Origin of the sequence: Pedococcus sp. 5OH_020 (assembly GCF_027812955.1) — a bacterium.
Classification (GTDB): domain Bacteria; phylum Actinomycetota; class Actinomycetes; order Actinomycetales; family Dermatophilaceae; genus Pedococcus.
Window position 1 is genome coordinate 563335 of record NZ_JAPYZV010000001.1, and the last position, 15661, is coordinate 578995.

General features: G+C 70.8%; 16 protein-coding genes. 9 read left to right on the plus strand and 7 right to left on the minus strand.

Annotation, left to right across the window (positions count from 1 at the left end):
- Positions 1 to 194 precede the first annotated feature (194 nt).
- Positions 195 to 3140 (plus strand): preprotein translocase subunit SecA, encoded by a 2946-nt coding sequence (secA, locus tag PHA84_RS02460; protein ID WP_270886502.1) that lies wholly within the window; start codon positions 195 to 197, stop codon positions 3138 to 3140.
- A gap of 7 nt (positions 3141 to 3147) precedes the next feature.
- On the opposite strand, the gene PHA84_RS02465 is transcribed toward secA, so the two are convergent.
- Positions 3148 to 3708, minus strand: a complete 561-nt coding sequence (locus PHA84_RS02465) for an Rv3235 family protein (protein WP_270886503.1) — start codon at positions 3706 to 3708, stop codon at positions 3148 to 3150.
- Positions 3708 to 3944 carry a LysM peptidoglycan-binding domain-containing protein gene (locus tag PHA84_RS02470; protein ID WP_270886504.1) on the minus strand — a complete coding sequence of 79 codons (237 nt, stop codon included), beginning with the start codon at positions 3942 to 3944 and terminating at the stop codon, positions 3708 to 3710. Before PHA84_RS02470 ends, PHA84_RS02465 begins: the two co-directional genes overlap by 1 nt.
- A gap of 35 nt (positions 3945 to 3979) precedes the next feature.
- Between PHA84_RS02470 and PHA84_RS02475 the strand changes: the two genes are divergently transcribed.
- Together PHA84_RS02475 and PHA84_RS02480 are read left to right on the plus strand one after the other, a co-directional pair.
- On the plus strand, positions 3980 to 4141 hold the full coding sequence (locus tag PHA84_RS02475; RefSeq protein WP_270886505.1) for a hypothetical protein: 162 nt from the start codon (positions 3980 to 3982) through the stop codon (positions 4139 to 4141).
- A 649-nt stretch (positions 4142 to 4790) separates the two neighbouring features.
- Positions 4791 to 5327 carry a hypothetical protein gene (locus tag PHA84_RS02480; protein WP_270886506.1) on the plus strand — a complete coding sequence of 179 codons (537 nt, stop codon included), beginning with the start codon at positions 4791 to 4793 and terminating at the stop codon, positions 5325 to 5327.
- 103 nt (positions 5328 to 5430) lie between these two features.
- Here PHA84_RS02480 and PHA84_RS02485 read toward each other — a convergent pair whose 3' ends face one another.
- Positions 5431 to 5664: a helix-turn-helix domain-containing protein gene (locus PHA84_RS02485; RefSeq protein ID WP_270886507.1), complete on the minus strand. Its 234-nt coding sequence runs from the start codon at positions 5662 to 5664 to the stop codon at positions 5431 to 5433.
- Between the two features lie 256 nt (positions 5665 to 5920).
- On the opposite strand from PHA84_RS02485, the gene PHA84_RS02490 reads away from it, so the two are divergent.
- Positions 5921 to 6595 carry a hypothetical protein gene (locus PHA84_RS02490; protein WP_270886508.1) on the plus strand — a complete coding sequence of 225 codons (675 nt, stop codon included), beginning with the start codon at positions 5921 to 5923 and terminating at the stop codon, positions 6593 to 6595.
- Complete coding sequence (locus PHA84_RS02495; RefSeq protein ID WP_270886509.1) at positions 6592 to 7893, plus strand: AAA family ATPase; 1302 nt, start codon at positions 6592 to 6594, stop codon at positions 7891 to 7893. Before PHA84_RS02490 ends, PHA84_RS02495 begins: the two co-directional genes overlap by 4 nt.
- Here PHA84_RS02495 and PHA84_RS02500 read toward each other — a convergent pair.
- Together PHA84_RS02500 and PHA84_RS02505 are read right to left on the minus strand one after the other, a co-directional pair.
- On the minus strand, positions 7883 to 9193 hold the full coding sequence (locus PHA84_RS02500) for a hypothetical protein (protein WP_270886510.1): 1311 nt from the start codon (positions 9191 to 9193) through the stop codon (positions 7883 to 7885). The two genes, PHA84_RS02495 and PHA84_RS02500, sit on opposite strands and share 11 nt — an antisense overlap.
- Complete coding sequence (locus PHA84_RS02505; protein ID WP_270886511.1) at positions 9193 to 9681, minus strand: hypothetical protein; 489 nt, start codon at positions 9679 to 9681, stop codon at positions 9193 to 9195. The genes PHA84_RS02500 and PHA84_RS02505 overlap by 1 nt, the downstream gene beginning before the upstream one ends.
- A 40-nt stretch (positions 9682 to 9721) precedes the next feature.
- Between PHA84_RS02505 and PHA84_RS02510 the strand changes: the two genes are divergently transcribed.
- The 3 genes from PHA84_RS02510 to PHA84_RS02520 are packed head-to-tail and all read left to right on the plus strand — an operon-like array spanning position 9722 to position 12569.
- The gene (locus PHA84_RS02510; protein WP_270886512.1) at positions 9722 to 11146 is read left to right on the plus strand and encodes a WS/DGAT/MGAT family O-acyltransferase; all 1425 of its coding nucleotides are present in this window, start codon (positions 9722 to 9724) and stop codon (positions 11144 to 11146) included.
- On the plus strand, positions 11143 to 12150 hold the full coding sequence (locus PHA84_RS02515) for a patatin-like phospholipase family protein (RefSeq protein WP_270886513.1): 1008 nt from the start codon (positions 11143 to 11145) through the stop codon (positions 12148 to 12150). The genes PHA84_RS02510 and PHA84_RS02515 overlap by 4 nt, the downstream gene beginning before the upstream one ends.
- A complete protein-coding gene (locus PHA84_RS02520) occupies positions 12147 to 12569 on the plus strand; it encodes a DUF6912 family protein (protein WP_270886514.1) in 423 nt (140 codons plus the stop codon). The genes PHA84_RS02515 and PHA84_RS02520 overlap by 4 nt, the downstream gene beginning before the upstream one ends.
- A gap of 58 nt (positions 12570 to 12627) precedes the next feature.
- Here the strand turns inward: PHA84_RS02520 and PHA84_RS02525 are convergent, their stop codons facing one another.
- The gene (locus PHA84_RS02525) at positions 12628 to 13449 is read right to left on the minus strand and encodes an alpha/beta fold hydrolase (RefSeq protein WP_270886515.1); all 822 of its coding nucleotides are present in this window, start codon (positions 13447 to 13449) and stop codon (positions 12628 to 12630) included.
- A 54-nt stretch (positions 13450 to 13503) separates the two neighbouring features.
- On the opposite strand from PHA84_RS02525, the gene pruA reads away from it, so the two are divergent.
- A complete protein-coding gene (pruA, locus tag PHA84_RS02530) occupies positions 13504 to 15132 on the plus strand; it encodes an L-glutamate gamma-semialdehyde dehydrogenase (protein WP_270886516.1) in 1629 nt (542 codons plus the stop codon).
- A 9-nt stretch (positions 15133 to 15141) separates the two neighbouring features.
- Here pruA and PHA84_RS02535 read toward each other — a convergent pair whose 3' ends face one another.
- Positions 15142 to 15633, minus strand: coding sequence for a DUF2505 domain-containing protein (locus tag PHA84_RS02535; RefSeq protein WP_270886517.1), 492 nt, complete (start codon positions 15631 to 15633; stop codon positions 15142 to 15144).
- Positions 15634 to 15661: the final 28 nt, after the last annotated feature.

Here is a 15661-nt window from a genome sequence, read left to right on the forward strand (position 1 = left end):
ACGCAGCAGCAGGCGCGGGTGCTGTGGTGGAACGGTGCGCCGGTGCCGTCGTGGAACGCCGCACGGGTCCGGGGCGTTCGGCGTCGAGGGACAGGACCCCAGCCGCCGGTCCACAGGAGGGGGCGACTCGACTAGCCTAGGTCGGGCCGTTGCCATCCGGATGTCCACGGCCGCGAACTTTCAGGAGAGACTGCGTGTCCAAGATCGTCGAACGACTGCTGCGCGCCGGAGAAGGCCGCATCCTCAAGAAGCTCCACGGGATCGCCGCCCAGGTGAACGCCGTCGAGGAGGACTTCGCCAAGCTGAGCGACGCCGAGCTGCGTGCCGAGACCGACGTCTTCCGCCAGCGTCTGGCTGACGGCGAAACGCTCGACGACATCCTTCCCGAGGCCTTCGCTGCAGTTCGGGAAGCCGCGAAGCGGACCATCGGCAAGCGCCACTTCGACGTCCAGCTCATGGGCGGCGCCGCGCTGCACCTCGGGAACGTGGCCGAGATGAAGACCGGTGAGGGCAAGACGCTCGTGGCCACGCTGCCGTCATACCTCAACGCTCTCGAGGGCAAGGGCGTCCACGTCGTCACGGTCAACGACTACCTGGCCGAGTACCAGTCCGAGCTCATGGGTCGCGTGCACCGCCTGCTGGGCCTGGAGACCGGGGTGATCCTCGCCTCCATGACACCGGAGCAGCGCCGCGTCGAGTACGCCAAGGACATCACCTACGGCACCAACAACGAGTTCGGTTTCGACTACCTGCGCGACAACATGGCGTGGTCCATGGAGGAGCTCGTCCAGCGGGGCCACAACTTCGCCATCGTGGACGAGGTCGACTCCATCCTCATCGACGAGGCCCGCACCCCGCTCATCATCAGCGGTCCGGCGGATGCCGCCACCAAGTGGTATGTGGAGTTCGCCCGCATCGCCGACAAGCTCACTCGCGGGGAGCTGGAGTCCGGTGAGGGCGACTACGAGGTCGACGAGAAGAAGAAGACCGTGGGGGTCCTCGAGGCCGGGATCGCCAAGGTCGAGGACTACCTCGGCATCGACAACCTGTACGAGTCCGTGAACACGCCCCTGATCGGCTACCTCAACAACGCCATCAAGGCCAAGGAGCTCTTCAAGCGCGACAAGGACTACGTCAACCTCAACGGCGAGATCCTCATCGTCGACGAACACACGGGCCGCATGCTCGCAGGCCGGCGGTACAACGAGGGCATGCACCAGGCGATCGAGGCCAAGGAAGGCGTCGAGATCCAGAACGAGAACCAGACGCTGGCGACCATCACGCTGCAGAACTACTTCCGCATGTACGACAAGCTCTCCGGCATGACCGGGACGGCCCAGACCGAGGCCGCGGAGCTGCACTCGATCTACAAGCTGGGCGTCGTGCCTATCCCCACGAACCGCCCGATGATCCGCAAGGACCAGTCCGACCTCGTGTACCGGACCGAAGAGGCGAAGTACGACGCCGTCGTGGCCGACATCGCCGAGCGGTATGGCCAGGGACAGCCCGTCCTCGTCGGCACCGTGTCGGTCGAGAAGAGCGAGTACCTCTCCGAGCAGCTGCGCCGTCAGGGTGTCCCGCACGAGGTCCTCAACGCCAAGCAGCACGAGCGAGAGGCGGCCATCGTCGCCCAGGCTGGCCGCAAGGGCGCGGTGACAGTTGCCACCAACATGGCTGGCCGCGGCACCGACATCATGCTCGGCGGCAACCCGGAGTTCATGGCTGTCGCGACCCTCAAGCAGCGCGGACTGGACCCCGAGGAGACGCCCGAGGAGTACGAGGCGGCCTGGGACGACGCGCTCGCCAAGGCCGAGGCAGCCGTGCAGACCGAGCATGACGAGGTCACCGGGCTCGGAGGCCTCTACGTCCTGGGCACCGAGCGCCACGAGTCCCGCCGCATCGACAACCAGCTTCGGGGCCGGTCGGGTCGCCAGGGTGACCCGGGGGAGTCCCGGTTCTACCTGTCCCTCCAGGACGACCTCATGCGGCTGTTCAACGCTGCCATGGTCGACCGCTTCATGACGACGGCCAAGATGGACGACGACGTGCCGATCGAGTCCAAGATGGTCAGCCGCTCGATCCAGAGCGCCCAGGGCCAAGTGGAAGGTCGCAACTTCGAGATCCGCAAGAACGTCCTGAAGTACGACGACGTGCTCAACCGCCAGCGCACCGTCATCTACCAGGAGCGGCGCCGGGTGCTCGAGGGCGAGGACCTGCACGAGCAGATCCGCCACTTCATCAACGACGTGGTGGGCGGGTACGTCGACGCGGAGACGGCCGAGGGGTTCGCGGACGACTGGGACCTCGACCGACTGTGGACCGCCCTCAAGACCCTCTACCCGGTGTCGATCACGCCGGACGACGTCGTCGAGGCTGCCGGCGGGCGCTCAGCCCTCACCGCGGACCTGCTCCGCGAGCTGGTCACCTCGGATGCGCACCATGCGTACGACGCGCGCGAGGAGCAGCTCGGCGAGGAGGTCATGCGCGAGGTGGAGCGTCGGGTCGTGCTCTCCGTCCTGGACCGCAAGTGGCGCGAGCACCTCTACGAGATGGACTACCTGCAGGAGGGCATCGGCCTGCGGGCGATGGCCCAGCGAGACCCGCTCGTGGAGTACCAGCGCGAGGGGTTCCAGCTCTTCGAGGCCATGAACGAGTCCATCAAAGAGGAGTCCGTCGGCTACCTCTTCAACATCCAGGTGGACGTGGACGAGCCGGCACAGGAGCACGCGCCGGCCGTCCAGCCGATCAGCGTGTCCGACATGCTGGCTGGTTCAGGACTCTCCAGTGCCGAGGGGACGGCCGGCGAGGTGCCGGCGGCAGACGTGCCGGGCGTGGTGGAGTCTGCCGCTGCGCCGTCTGCGAACGGTTCGCCGGCCGCGGCATCCGAGGCGTCGGACGGCACCAGCGCCGAGGTGGCTCAGGCCCACCCGACGTTCCGCGCCAAGGGGCTGGAGCAGCCGGTCCGACGTACCCAGGAGCTCCAGTACTCGGCACCGGACGAGACCGGGCAGGCCGAGCACCGGGGCGTCGGGACGGTCCAGGACGTCCTGTCGCCGGAGCAGCTCGCTGGAGCCTCCCGCAACGGGCCCTGCCCCTGCCGGTCCGGGAAGAAGTTCAAGATGTGCCACGGCAAGCCCTGACGGTGCGTCAGCCGACCTGAAGCGCCTCGACCCGCCACCGTCCATCCAGACCCACCAGCCGGAACGCCAGCGCTCGCACGCGTCCGCCGTCGATGACCACGGCGCTCGCCTCGGCGACCCCGTCGGCAGGCTCGCAGACTCGTACGGCGCGTACGACGGTCCTGCGGGTCGGAGCCACGCCTCGACGGGCGGACACCGCCGCGCGGCGGGCCACGACGGCGTACACCTCGGTGGTCGTCCATCGGAGCACCTGAGGTGCCGGGCGCACGCCGGCCATGACCTCCACGAGTGCCTGAGCGATGTGGCCGGCCCACTCCCGCGGGTCGGGCAGGTCGTCGCGGCGGGTCGGGCGCTCACCGAACAGCCGCTCGTCGCTGACGAGGTCGAAGTCCACGGCGAGCGCGTCCTGGACGTACTGCGGGGAGTCCGGCTCGAACAGGTCCCAGTCGTCGGAGTCGGGAATCACGGGAGGGCGGTGGCGCGGCAGCGGCAGGATCCGCAGCGGGCGTAGCGCTGACGCGGCAGCCCCGGCGGCGGCTCCGGCGGCTCCGGCGGCTCCGGCGCTCATCACTGCTCGCCGTCCGCGGTGGCTGCCGGCGCCCGGACGATCTGGCCGGGCAGGACGCGGTCCGGCTCTGGTCCGATGACCCGCCGGTTCGCGGCGTACCACCGCGGCCACTGCGCCGCCACCTCCGCGGCGCTTGCCTGCGGACCGAGGTGTCGGGCGACGATCCCCCACAGGCTGTCTCCGCGCTGGACCACGATGCCGGCAGGCTCAGCGGTCCGTCCCGCCGGGGCGCTCACCAGGGAGGGGTCTGCCTGCGGTCGCTGGAGGGGACGTGACGGGGTCCACCCCGGAGACGGGGGCTCTGGCACTGGGCCTGTCGGCACTGGGCTTGTCGGCACTGGGCTTGTCGGCACTGGGGCCGCCGCTTCTCTCCGTGCCATGGCCGGTCGTGCCCATGTCCGGAGGCTCGGCGCCACAGCTGGACGCAGGGTGACCGCGAATCCGGGCGCAGGGGGAGCGGCGTCGCCCATGTGGAGCGGGAGCGCGACCTGCGCCCCTGCCGACCCGGACGGCCGGGCGTCGAACACTGCCGCGGCCGGCGCTGGCTGCGCGGCTGCCACGCCCGGGACCAGTGCCGAGCCGAGAGAGGCACCGACAAGAAGGGCAGCGACGCGTCGGGAGAGTGCGGGCGACCAGACCGCCGCCACCAGGCCTGCAAGCCAGCCGAGCCGGCCGGAGGCGTGCGCCAAGGTCGCCACCACGGTACTGAGCACCAGCCAGCCGCCGAGCACAGTTGCGGCGCCGCACGCCAGCAGCGTCAGGACCTCGTCAGGGGCTGCGGGTCCCGGAGCGGCGACCATTGCCCACTGGTGCGCCGCGCTTGTCGCCAGCGCCGTCTCGGCCACGGTCCCCGCAGCTGCTGTCGCGGTCGCAGCCGCAGCAAGGCGCCATACGTTTACCATCGTTTCCCCCCGGAAGCGTGCATTTGCCTTGTCGGCCCGGCGACGGTAACAGGAGATCCGTGAGGGCGGCAAGGAGCTACCCACAGGCGGCTTGCGGCTACGGCAACGGTGCTGCGGCTACGCTGGCCCCGCGGCGGGGCGCCAGGGGGACGCTCGGCGCGGACCGGGGCGGAGACATCAGTGCGGTGGGACGAGCTGTTCGACGACCTGGCAGCGCAGTGGGAGGCCGAGGTTCGGCGCGAGCTCGACGCCGAGGTCGCCGATCGCACCCGGCGCGAACGCGGTGTCATCGGGCTCTATGAGCGGCTCGCGGTCGGCGCCCGTGCCGCCGTCACCCTTCGGGTCGGCGGCAGGATCGAGGGCCGGGTCGCAGACGTCGGAGACGGTTGGCTCCTGGTTCTCACCCAGCAGGGGCCCGCGGCCCTCGTGCCTTTCGCGGGGATCGCGTCCGTGGTCAGCGCGAGCCCACGCGCCGTCGGGATGCCGGTCGGTCGCCGGTTCGGGCTGGGCTACGCCCTGCGCGGCCTGAGCAGAGACCGTTCGGTGGTCACGCTGACGGATACCTCCGGCGGGCTCGCGACCGGAACGATCGACGCGGTCGGCCGGGACGTGCTGGAGCTGAGCGAGCATCCCGCCGACCTTCCGCGGCGACCGCAGCACGTCACGGGGACCAAGCTCGTCCCCTTCGGGGCCATCGTGGCGCTGCGCCAGGCCTGAGGGGGCCCGGCGCACCGGCCCGCCCTGCGCCTGAATCGGCCGGTTCGGTGGTGCCGGTTCGCTGCGCCGCACTGCTCCCCGTGGTTCACGCCGGCTGGTTCCCTCAGCCCGTTCCCTCCTGACCCTGCCCGAAGGGGTGAGCGGCGACGAAGGTCTTGGTCTCGTTGTACATCCGCTGGATGTAGCTCTCGAGCTCTGCCACCTCGACGCGCCACTGCCCGCGGCCCCCCACCTTGATCGCGGGCAGCTCGCCCGACCGCACCAGGGCATAAGCCTGGGCCGAGGAGATGTCGAGAACCTCCGACACCTCCGACAGCTGAATAAAGCGCTTCACCACGACTTGCCCCTCTTCCCTTGATGGTCGCCTTGACTACGACCATAACGTCCCTTGACCAACTGTTTACCATGTTCTTGCGTCCAGGGACGATCGGTCGTCAGATTGCCGCATCGACAGCCGTTTGGGGGAGTTGGCATCCGGCACTTGTGGATGAGCGCCGACGCTGTGGACTGGAGACCACACGGGAGCGCTCCGTGCGTCATGATGGCCATGCGGCGGGGGGACGTCCGGCGCAGACACGGACCAGGGGGACACCGTGAGTGACGTAGCAGTACCCAGGGCGCAGCGGCTCAGACGTCCGGGGTGGGGCGATGTGAGGCTCCTCGTCGGGGTCCTCCTCGTGCTGGGCTCCGTGGTCGTCGGGTCGGTCGTCGTGGCCCACGCGGACGACCGCACCGCGATGTACGTGGCGCGGACGCCCCTGGTCCCTGGGCAGCCGCTCGGCGCGGAGAACCTGCAGCGGGTCGACGTCCAGCTGGGCTCACAGGTGGGGCAGTACCTGTCCGCGGCCGGTGAGCTGGGCTCCGGCCGGTTCGTGCTTCGGGACGTCGCCCCGGGCGAGCTCGTTCCGGCGAGCGCGGTGGGACGGCAGGACCAGGTGGGCGTGCAACCTCTGACCCTCACCGTGGATGCGGGCGCCGCCGCCGCCCTGAAGGTGGGGTCGAGGGTGGACGTGTACCTGAACCCGGCCGACCCGCATGCCGGCGCGGCAGCCAGGGCCTTCACCGGACCGCAGCTCGCCCTTCGCGGGGTCTCGGTGTCGAGCCTGCCCAGCACCGCCGGCGGCCTGGGCGCGTCGGGCAGCGGAGATCGGCCCATCCAGGTGATGTCTCCCACCGAGCAGATCAGGGACATCATCGGCAAGGTCGACGCCGGGGCCCGGGTCACCGTGGTGCCCGTGGCAGGCACGCCTCTCAAGGTGGACCAGTGACCCTTGCGGTCATCACGGCGTTGCACGGCAGCTGGGAGGCCGAGATCGTGGCCACCCTCGGCGGCACCTCTGGCTACGTCGTGTCTCGACGATGTGCCGACCTGGCAGAGCTGCTGGCGGCTGCCGCGGCGGGGATCGGCGACATTGCCCTCGTGTCCGCCGACCTGCGTGGCGTCGACCGGGCAGCGCTGCACCACCTGGAGACGCACGGTGTCGCCGTGGCCGGAGTCGTCGCTCCGGGGGACGAGCCAGGAGAGCGCGAGCTGCGCCAGCTCGGCCTCACCGTCGTCGTGAGAGCCGACGTCCTCACCCACGACCTCGAAGACGCCCTGGAGGTGCTCGCCACGCACCTGGAGGCGCCTGGCGCCGAGAGCCCCGAGCGGCAGGCGAGCGCAGGCGGTCCTGTCGACTCATCGTCGCGGGCCGGGGTCGATGCGCGGGTCATCGCGGTGTGGGGCCCAACCGGTGCCCCTGGTCGCAGCACGGTGGCTCTCAACCTGGCAGCGGAGCTCGCTCATTCGGCACCCACGATCCTGGTGGACTGCGACACGTATGGTTCGTCGACAGCGCAGGCTCTGGCCCTGCTCGACGAGGCCCCGGGCATGGCTGCGGCAGCACGGGCCGCCGACCACGGAAAGCTCGACCTGATGGCGCTGGCTCGGGTGGCGCCAGAGGTGGGCCCAGACCTGCGGGTGCTCTCCGGCGTGCCTCGCCCGGAACGCTGGACCGAGCTGCGCGCGCCCTCGGTGAGCCACGTTCTCGCGATGGCACGCCGGCTCTGCCGGTTCGTCGTGGTGGACTGCGGGTTCTCCCTCGAGGACGACGAGGAGCTCTCCTACGACACGGTGGCGCCGCGCCGCAACGCTGCCACGCTCAGCAGCCTGGAGGCCGCGGACGACCTGGTGGTCGTGGGCTCGGCCGACCCGGTCGGCCTGCAAAGGCTGGTCCGTGGCGTCCAGGACCTTGCCGAGGTGACCTCCCCGGCGTCCCGTCGCGTGGTCGTCAACCGGGTACGGGCCAGTGCGGTCGGCAGCCACCCGGAGCGACGGATCGGGGAGGCGCTGGGTCGGTTCGCCGGTCTGGAGGCCGTGACGTATCTGCCCTGGGACCCGGAGACGCTGGACGGCGCAATGCTGGCGGGCCGCTCCCTGTCCGAGTTCGCGCCTCACTCTGACCTCCGTCGTGCCATCGCGGGTCTGGCTGAGCAGTACGCCCACCGCGCGCAGGGCGGCGACGGCGGTCGGCGGAGCCGTCGCAGGAAGGCCCGCGTGCGAACCCGGCCACCCTTCAGGAGCTGAACAGCAGCGTGAGACCACCGACGGTGTAGCCGACCATGAGGGCCAGCAGGGGGACCTGACCAAGCACCGCGGCGCGGCGTGGGAAGAGGGCCACCGCCCTCTCGTGGGCCAGCACCACGCCGAGAACGTGGCCGGTGATGATCGCGACGACCTGGATCGCTGCGACGAGACCGGGTGCGATCAGGGTCGCGGACGGCTTCAGGTCTGCCGTGCCGAGCCAGTCGGCCCCTGTCCCGAGGGGGTCCGACAGACGCGCCAGTCCATTGGTCCCCTCCCAGACCCACAGTGACCAGTAGTGCGCGACGAGGTAGCCGGCGGCGATCGGGACGAGGGACGGTGCGAACGCGGTGGTCACTCCGCGTGGCGAGACGGCGGCGAGACGCGCCGACAGCACCGCGGCAACGTCGAGCGACCCGGCGACCGCGAGGCAGAAGGTGACCAGGGCCCCGGTCTCCCACACCCGCGCAGGCAGTGCCGAGGACTGGACGAACGAGTACCACCGCGTCTCACCGGAGAAGCCGTCGTACGCCGTGCTGCCCAGCATCACCGAGGTGACCGCTACCAGACCCGGCCTGGCCGGGATGGTCAGCGGTCCGTGCAGCGGCGTCCGGAGCACCCACCGCCCGTCGACCCTTCGTCCCAGGGGGCTCAGCGTCCCGTAGAGCGAGGACCACGCGGTGAACGGGTCTCCGTGGCGTAGGTATGGCGGACCGAAGACGAGCGACAGCAGCAGGCTGACGATGAGGAAGCCCAGGATCGCGACCCGCAGCGTGGAGAGGTCCGCGTTGTCCGGGGCGATGAGCTCCAGCCAGACGAACGCGAGCAGGCCGAGCGCAGCCGGCCAGTGGCCCCACCGGTAGTCGGCGAGGGTGAAGTCCTCGCCGACCCTGCCCAGCGCCAGGAGCCCGCTGCGCATCCACCGCACGGGGTTCACCAGCCGCCAGATGCCTCCGAACACGACGGAGATGAAGGCCAGCCCGACCCAGAGCCAGACGTACACGACCCGTGGTACCGGGTTGTTGGCATTGTCCGGTCCGGCGAGGAGCGCGAGCAGGGTCCACCCGGTGAGCAGGAGCGAGACCAGGACGAAGAGTCCCCGGACGGGGGCGGAGTCGAGGGCCAGCGAGACGACCATCGGCAGGAGGCGTCCGTCCTCGGCGTGGAGCCGCGGTTCCCGCCACAGCAGTCCGAGAGCCAGGAAGGAGACCACCAGGGCAAGGACCGCCCCCAGGAGAAGCAGCGAGAACGGCAGCGGCAGGTCCTCGCGCGCGCCGACGCCATGGGCCGGCAGCGCGACCATCACTGGACGGCGATCTTGAGCAGGCGCAGCTCGGGCTCGTGGGTCTCCACCTCGAAGACGCCAGGGTCCTTGCCGACCACCGTGACGGACAGCGGACGCCCGGCGACGAGCTTCTTCTCGATGTCGAAGCCATGGAGGTGGAGCTCGTCGTCGTGGTCGGCAGTGACGACGAGGGTAAGGCTCTCGCCGACCCTGAGGGGCACGGTCGCCGGCGCCGGCGTCACGGTCCTGCCCGTCACCGTGACGGTGAGCGTCCGGGAGGCCGTGGTGGAGCTCGACGGTGAGCTGGACGAGACGGCGGAGGATGAGCCGGCCGTGGAGCCGGCCGAGCTCGACGAAGTCGCTGAGGCGGAGCCGGAGGACGACCCGCCTGTCGCGACCGTGGCCGGGTCACCTGTTCCGCACGCTGCGGTTGCGGCCACGAGGCCGGCAGTGAGCGTCACCCACCAGACCCGGCGCGCCGTGCTCCCCACCGTCGTCTTCGTCACGAATCGCAGTCTAAACAGCGACTTCTGCCACGATGTGGGGGTGTCCGACCGCCTGAGCTCCCTCGACGCGTCGTTCCTCTATCTCGAGGAGTCGACGACGCCGATGCACGTGGGGTCGGTCATGGTGTTCGACCCCCCGAGCGAGGGGTTCGACTACGAGCGGCTCCTGCAGCTCATCGCGACCCGGATCGCGTTCGTGCCGCGCTACCGGCAGCGGATCCGGCCCGTGCCGGGCCGGCTGGCCAACCCGGTATGGGTGGACGACGAGAGCTTCGACGTGACCTACCACGTGCGCAGGTCGGCACTGCCGCGCCCAGGGACGGACGAGCAGCTCCAGGAGTTCGTCGCGCGAGTGCAGCCGCGGGCCCTGAACCGCAACCGTCCGCTGTGGGAGGTGTACCTCGTCGAAGGTATGGAGCAGGGCCGGTTCGCCATCGTCACCAAGTCGCACCAGGCGCTGGTCGACGGGGTCAATGCCGTCGACATCGCCCACGTCATCGTCGATGGCGACCCCGGGGCCGATGGGCTGGTCACTGACACCTGGCGGCCGTCCCGGGAGCCGAGCGACGTCGAGCTGCTCACGGGCGCCCTGGTCGACGCGGTCCGTCGACCGAGCGAGATCATCGAGAACATCCGGGGCGGGATCGTCGACATCAAGGCGGTGGGGAGTCGAGCCCTCGGACTCGCCACCGGACTGGCGTCGACGCTGGCGCGGACGGCAGCGCGGCCGGCGCCACAGTCCCCACTGAACGCCCCGGTCGGCGAGGCCCGCCGGTACGTCATGATCGGGACGGACCTCGAGGACTACCGCAAGGTCCGCAACCGCCTGGCCCGCGGCCCGTACGCCGACGACGTCAGCATCAACGACGTCGTGCTCGCGACGGTCTCGGGCGCCTTCCGGTCGTGGTTGCTGACGCGCGGCGAGTCCGTCCACTCCGGCACCACGGTGCGCGCCATGGTGCCCGTCAGCGTGTACGACGAGGACGCGCGGCACGTCGGCGGCCGGCTGACCGCCTGCTTCGTCGACCTGCCGGTGGGTGAGCCTGCACCGTCCATGCGGCTGCACCAGATCGCCTTCGCCATGCGCCAGCAGATGGAGGGGGGGCAGGCCGTCGGCGCGGAGTCCCTTGCGGGGCTCGCGGGCTTCGCGCCCCCCACGCTTCACTCCCTCGGCGCCCGGCTGGGCTCGGCCATGTCGCGGCGGCTGTTCAACGTCGTCATCACGAACGTCCCGGGCCCGCAGCACACCTTGTATGCCGCCGACGCCAAGATGCTCTCGACGTACCCGGTGATGCCGCTGGCCCGGGGACAGGCCCTGTCGATCGGGCTGACGTCCTACGACGGCGGGGTCTACTACGGGCTCAACGCCGACCGTGACTCGATGCCCGACATCGACGTCCTGGGCCAGAGCATCGTCGACTCCCTCGCGGAGCTGCTCGACAGCCACCGCTCGCAGACACGATGAGCGGCTCGGACACCCCGGACCGGGACGGACGCCGACGCGGGCTTGTCCTGGGGGGCGGTGGTGTGCTGGGCGCCGCGTGGATGGTCGGGGCGCTGAAGGCTCTGGAGGACGAGCTCGGCGTGGACGCGCGGGACTTCGACGCATACGTCGGGACGTCCGCGGGCTCGGTCCTCACCGGGCTGTTGGGTGCCGGTGTCGGCGTCGCCGACCTGCTGCGTCACCAGCTGGACGGCTCGATCGACGTAGGCCCGCTGGCAGGCTACGGGTGGGACTACGACAAGGACACGGGCGGGGACCGGCCCGGCCTGCCGAGAATGGGCCTGGGCTCTCGACAGCTGTTGCGCCGCAACGTCCTTCACCTCCGGTCCCTGCCACCCACCGCAGTACTCTCCGCCATCCTGCCCGAGGGCCGGGGCAGCATCGAGGCGGTCGGCTCCCTGATGAGCTTCGTCGTCCCGAAGGGTTGGGTACCTCGGCCCGGCGTGACAGTGGTCGCCCTGGACTACGACACCGGTGAGCGGGTCCCGTTCGGACGCCCGGAGGCTCCCGCGGTCGACCTCGCGGAGGCCGTCATGGCTTCCTGCGCCATTCCGGGCTGGTACCAGCCGGTCCGCATCGGTGACCACCGGTACATCGACGGAGGCGCCTGGTCGTCCACGAACCTCGACCTCATGGTGGGCCAGGGCCTGGACGAGATCTTCGTCCTCGCACCACAGGTCAGCTTCGTCCGGGACACCCCGACGCACTGGCGGACCCGCGTCGAGCGACAGTGGCGCAACCGCGTCACGATGCGGGTACTGCGCGAGCTGTCCCGCGTCCACGCGGACGGGGCGGAGGTCACCGTGCTGGGTCCCGGCGAGGAGGACCTCGAGGCGTTCGGCGCTAACCTCATGGACGTCAGCCGCCGGCCGCTGGTCATCGAGACCTCCTTGCGGACCTCGGCGGTGGCCCTGCGCGACCCCGCACCCCTGCCCGACCGCTCCGACTTCGAGGACGTGGGATGACCCAGACGCGGATCTACGTGCCGCTCACCGGAGACGACGTGCGCCGGCTGGCCGCCACGCGGCAGGTGGAGGGCGCTCCGGTGCGTGCGTTCGCGGTCACGGACAAAGTGGAGCGTGCCCTGCCGACCGGCGACGAGGAGGAGTGGGAGTATGCCGCCCTGACCGAGGCGGTGGAGGCCGCCGGAGTGCTGCAGGGAACCGCCGTGGGCAGACGGGTGGTCGCGGCCGCGGACGTGGACCCCTCCTGGGTCGCCGGTGACGGGCTCAGCGAGGGACTCTGCGCCGTGACGGTCGAGCAGCCGGTCCCGCTTCGCAGGATCGTGTCGTTCCACGTCGACGAGACTGCGGGGGACCAGGGCATGGAGGACCTGCTCTGGTACGACGTGACGGAGCTCGACGAGGTCCTTCGGCTCGTCTGAGCGGCTCCCCTTTCGACCGGCTCCCCCGTTCCGACGGCCCCCTGCGGAGGCTGCCTGCTCAGACCTGGTCGGCCAGCCAGGGGTCGACCACGGCGTGGAAGGCCTCCGGCTGGTCGCGGCGCACGCAGTGCCCAGCCCGCGGGACCACCACCAGCCGGAGCCGCGGGTTCCCGATGGCTTCCGCCCGCGCCCGGATGTCCGCGCTGAGCAGGACGCCGGTGTCCCCCGTGAGCGCCAGCAACGGCACGGTGGTCGCCAGGAGGAGCTGGTCCCAGGGCGCCGCCAGGGAGGCGACGCCGAGAGCCAGGAAGTCCAGGTCCACCTCGGTCTTGGCCTGCGCCCAGGCAGCGAGCTCCGACTCGGCCCAGCCCGGGTTCTCCCGGCGGCCTTGTGCGAGCTGCGCCTCGAGGTCCTCCACGAACGCGCGACAGTCGGCGATCCGCTCCTCGACGACCTCTGCCGGCTGGACGCGAAGGTACGGGTCTCGCCACGCGGGCTCCTCCAGGACTGCCGCCCGCACCAGGTCCGGTCGCCTGGAGGCGAGCGCTCCGGCGAGGCCGCCCCCCATGGAGTGGCCCACCAGGATGACGCGGTCACCCTGGCTGGCGACGACGGCCTCGACGGCCGTCTCGGTGGCGCTGTACATCTCCTCCATGGGGTCCGGAGACAGCAGCTGGGACGGCGTGAAGCGTGGTGAGCGGCCGTGGCCGAGGGCGTCCACGCCGACCACCCGGTACCGAGGCGACCAGCGCCGCACCGCGTCGGGCCAGCAGTCGCCGGAGTCTCCCAAGCCGTGGAGGAGCACCAGGGTCGGGGTTCCCGGCCGGGAGGCGCCCGCCCAGCGGTAGGCGAGCTCTGGGCTGTCGTGACCACCGCGCATACGTGACACCATAGGTGCCCTCCCACCAAGCGACCCTTGAGGAGTCCGCACGCCATGGATGCCGTCACCCAGGTGCCCGCCCCGGTCAACGAGCCCGTCCTGGACTACGCCCCCGGCAGCCCCGAGCGGGCTTCCCTCGAGGCGGCGCTCACCGAGCTCGCCAGTGAGCAGGTCGAGCTGCCCCATACCATCGGCGGCAGGCGGGTGAACGGTAGCGGCCGGACCATCGAGGTGCGCCAGCCGCATGCCCACCGCAAGGTGCTCGGCACGATGCACAACGCCACCGTCGAGGACGCCCAGGCCGCGGTGGCCGCAGCCAAGGCCGCCGCTCCGGCCTGGCGCGACCTGAGCTTCGACGATCGCGCCGCCGTCCTGCTGAAGGCGGCGGAGCTGCTGTCAGGGCCCTGGCGGTCACGCCTGAACGCGGCCACGATGCTCGGGCAGTCGAAGACGGCGTACCAGGCCGAGATCGACGCCGCGTGCGAGCTCGTCGACTTCTGGCGCATCAACGTGCACTTCGCCCGGCAGATCCTGGCGGAGCAGCCGCCCCTGAACGCCAAGGGGGTCTGGAACCGCACCGACCACCGCCCGCTCGAGGGCTTCGTATACGCGATCACCCCGTTCAACTTCACCGCCATCGCCGGCAACCTGCCGACGGCGCCGGCCCTCATGGGCAACACGGTCGTGTGGAAGCCCTCGCCCACGCAGCAGCTCGCGGCGCAGCTGACCATGGAGCTGCTGGAAGCCGCGGGCCTGCCCCCCGGCGTCATCAACCTGGTCACCGGCGACGGGCTCGACGTGTCCAAGGTGACCCTCGCCGACCCGGATCTCGCAGGCATCCACTTCACCGGCTCGACGCCGACGTTCCAGCATCTGTGGCAGGAGGTGGGCGCGAACCTCCCGAGCTACCGCACCTACCCGCGCCTGGTGGGGGAGACCGGCGGCAAGGACTTCATCGTCGCTCACGCTTCGGCGGACCCCGACGTGCTGCGTACCGCCATGATCCGCGGGGCGTTCGAGTACCAGGGCCAGAAGTGCTCGGCCGCTTCGCGCGCGTACGTGCCCGAGTCCCTGTGGCGCGGGATAAAGGCGGATCTCGTCTCGATCACCGCCGAGCTGCCCCAGGGCGACGTCACCGACCTGTCCAACTTCATGGGCGCGGTCATCGACGAGCGTGCCTTCAAGCGGCACGCCGCCGCGATCGACCGGGCGCACGCGACCGCAGGCGTCGAGGTGGTGGCGGGCGGCACCTACGACGACAGTGAGGGCTGGTTCGTCAGGCCCACGGTGCTACAGATCGACGACCCGACGGACGAGTCGTTCAAGACCGAGTACTTCGGCCCCATCCTGTCCGTCCACGTGTACCGGGACGACGAGTACGACACGGTCCTCCAGCAGATGGAGAGCTTCGCGCCGTACGGGTTGACCGGCTCGATCATCGCGCAGGACCGCGGCGTCATCGCGGGCGCCACCCGGCGGCTGCGCTTCGCCGCGGGGAACTTCTACGTCAACGACAAGCCGACCGGTGCAGTGGTGGGCCAGCAGCCGTTCGGCGGGGGCCGTGCCTCCGGCACCAACGACAAGGCCGGCGCCGCGCAGAACCTGGTGCGCTGGACCAGCGCCCGCTCCATCAAGGAGACGTTCGACCCGCCCAGGAGCCACGCCTACCCGCACATGGGCTGACCTCTTCGACTAGCGGCGCAGCCACTGCTTCGCGGTCGCCGCCTCGATGGCGATCGCCTCCTGGATCGGCGGTGCCGCGGCCTTCTCGATCTTGCCGCCGATCAGCGGCACCTTGGCCTTCAGCTCGGAGTCCAGGGTCTCCACGGTGCCGCTCGCGCCCGGCGCCAGGGACAGCGTGCCGGCCAGTGAGACCGGCACCCCGGCGACCGACATCTCGACTTTCCCGGTGCGGCTGCCGTCCGTCGCCGCAGGCCCCCAGGTCTGGGTCTCCAGCACCTTCAGGGTCTGCCCAACCATGTTCTTGGCGAAGTCCGGGAGCGCGTCGGCCGGCAGGACACGCTCAGTCCTGATCGTGGTCACGTCCGCAGTGCTGCTCACCTCGGCGGTGTACTTCACCGCGGCCGTGGCCGCGCACTTGGCCTCCTGGAACGCCTTGTCGGACAACACCGCGAAGACCTCCTGCGGGGTGGCGTCGTACTCCATCGTCGTGGCGATCTTCATGCGTCTCTCCTGGTGGGGGAAGCGGGGG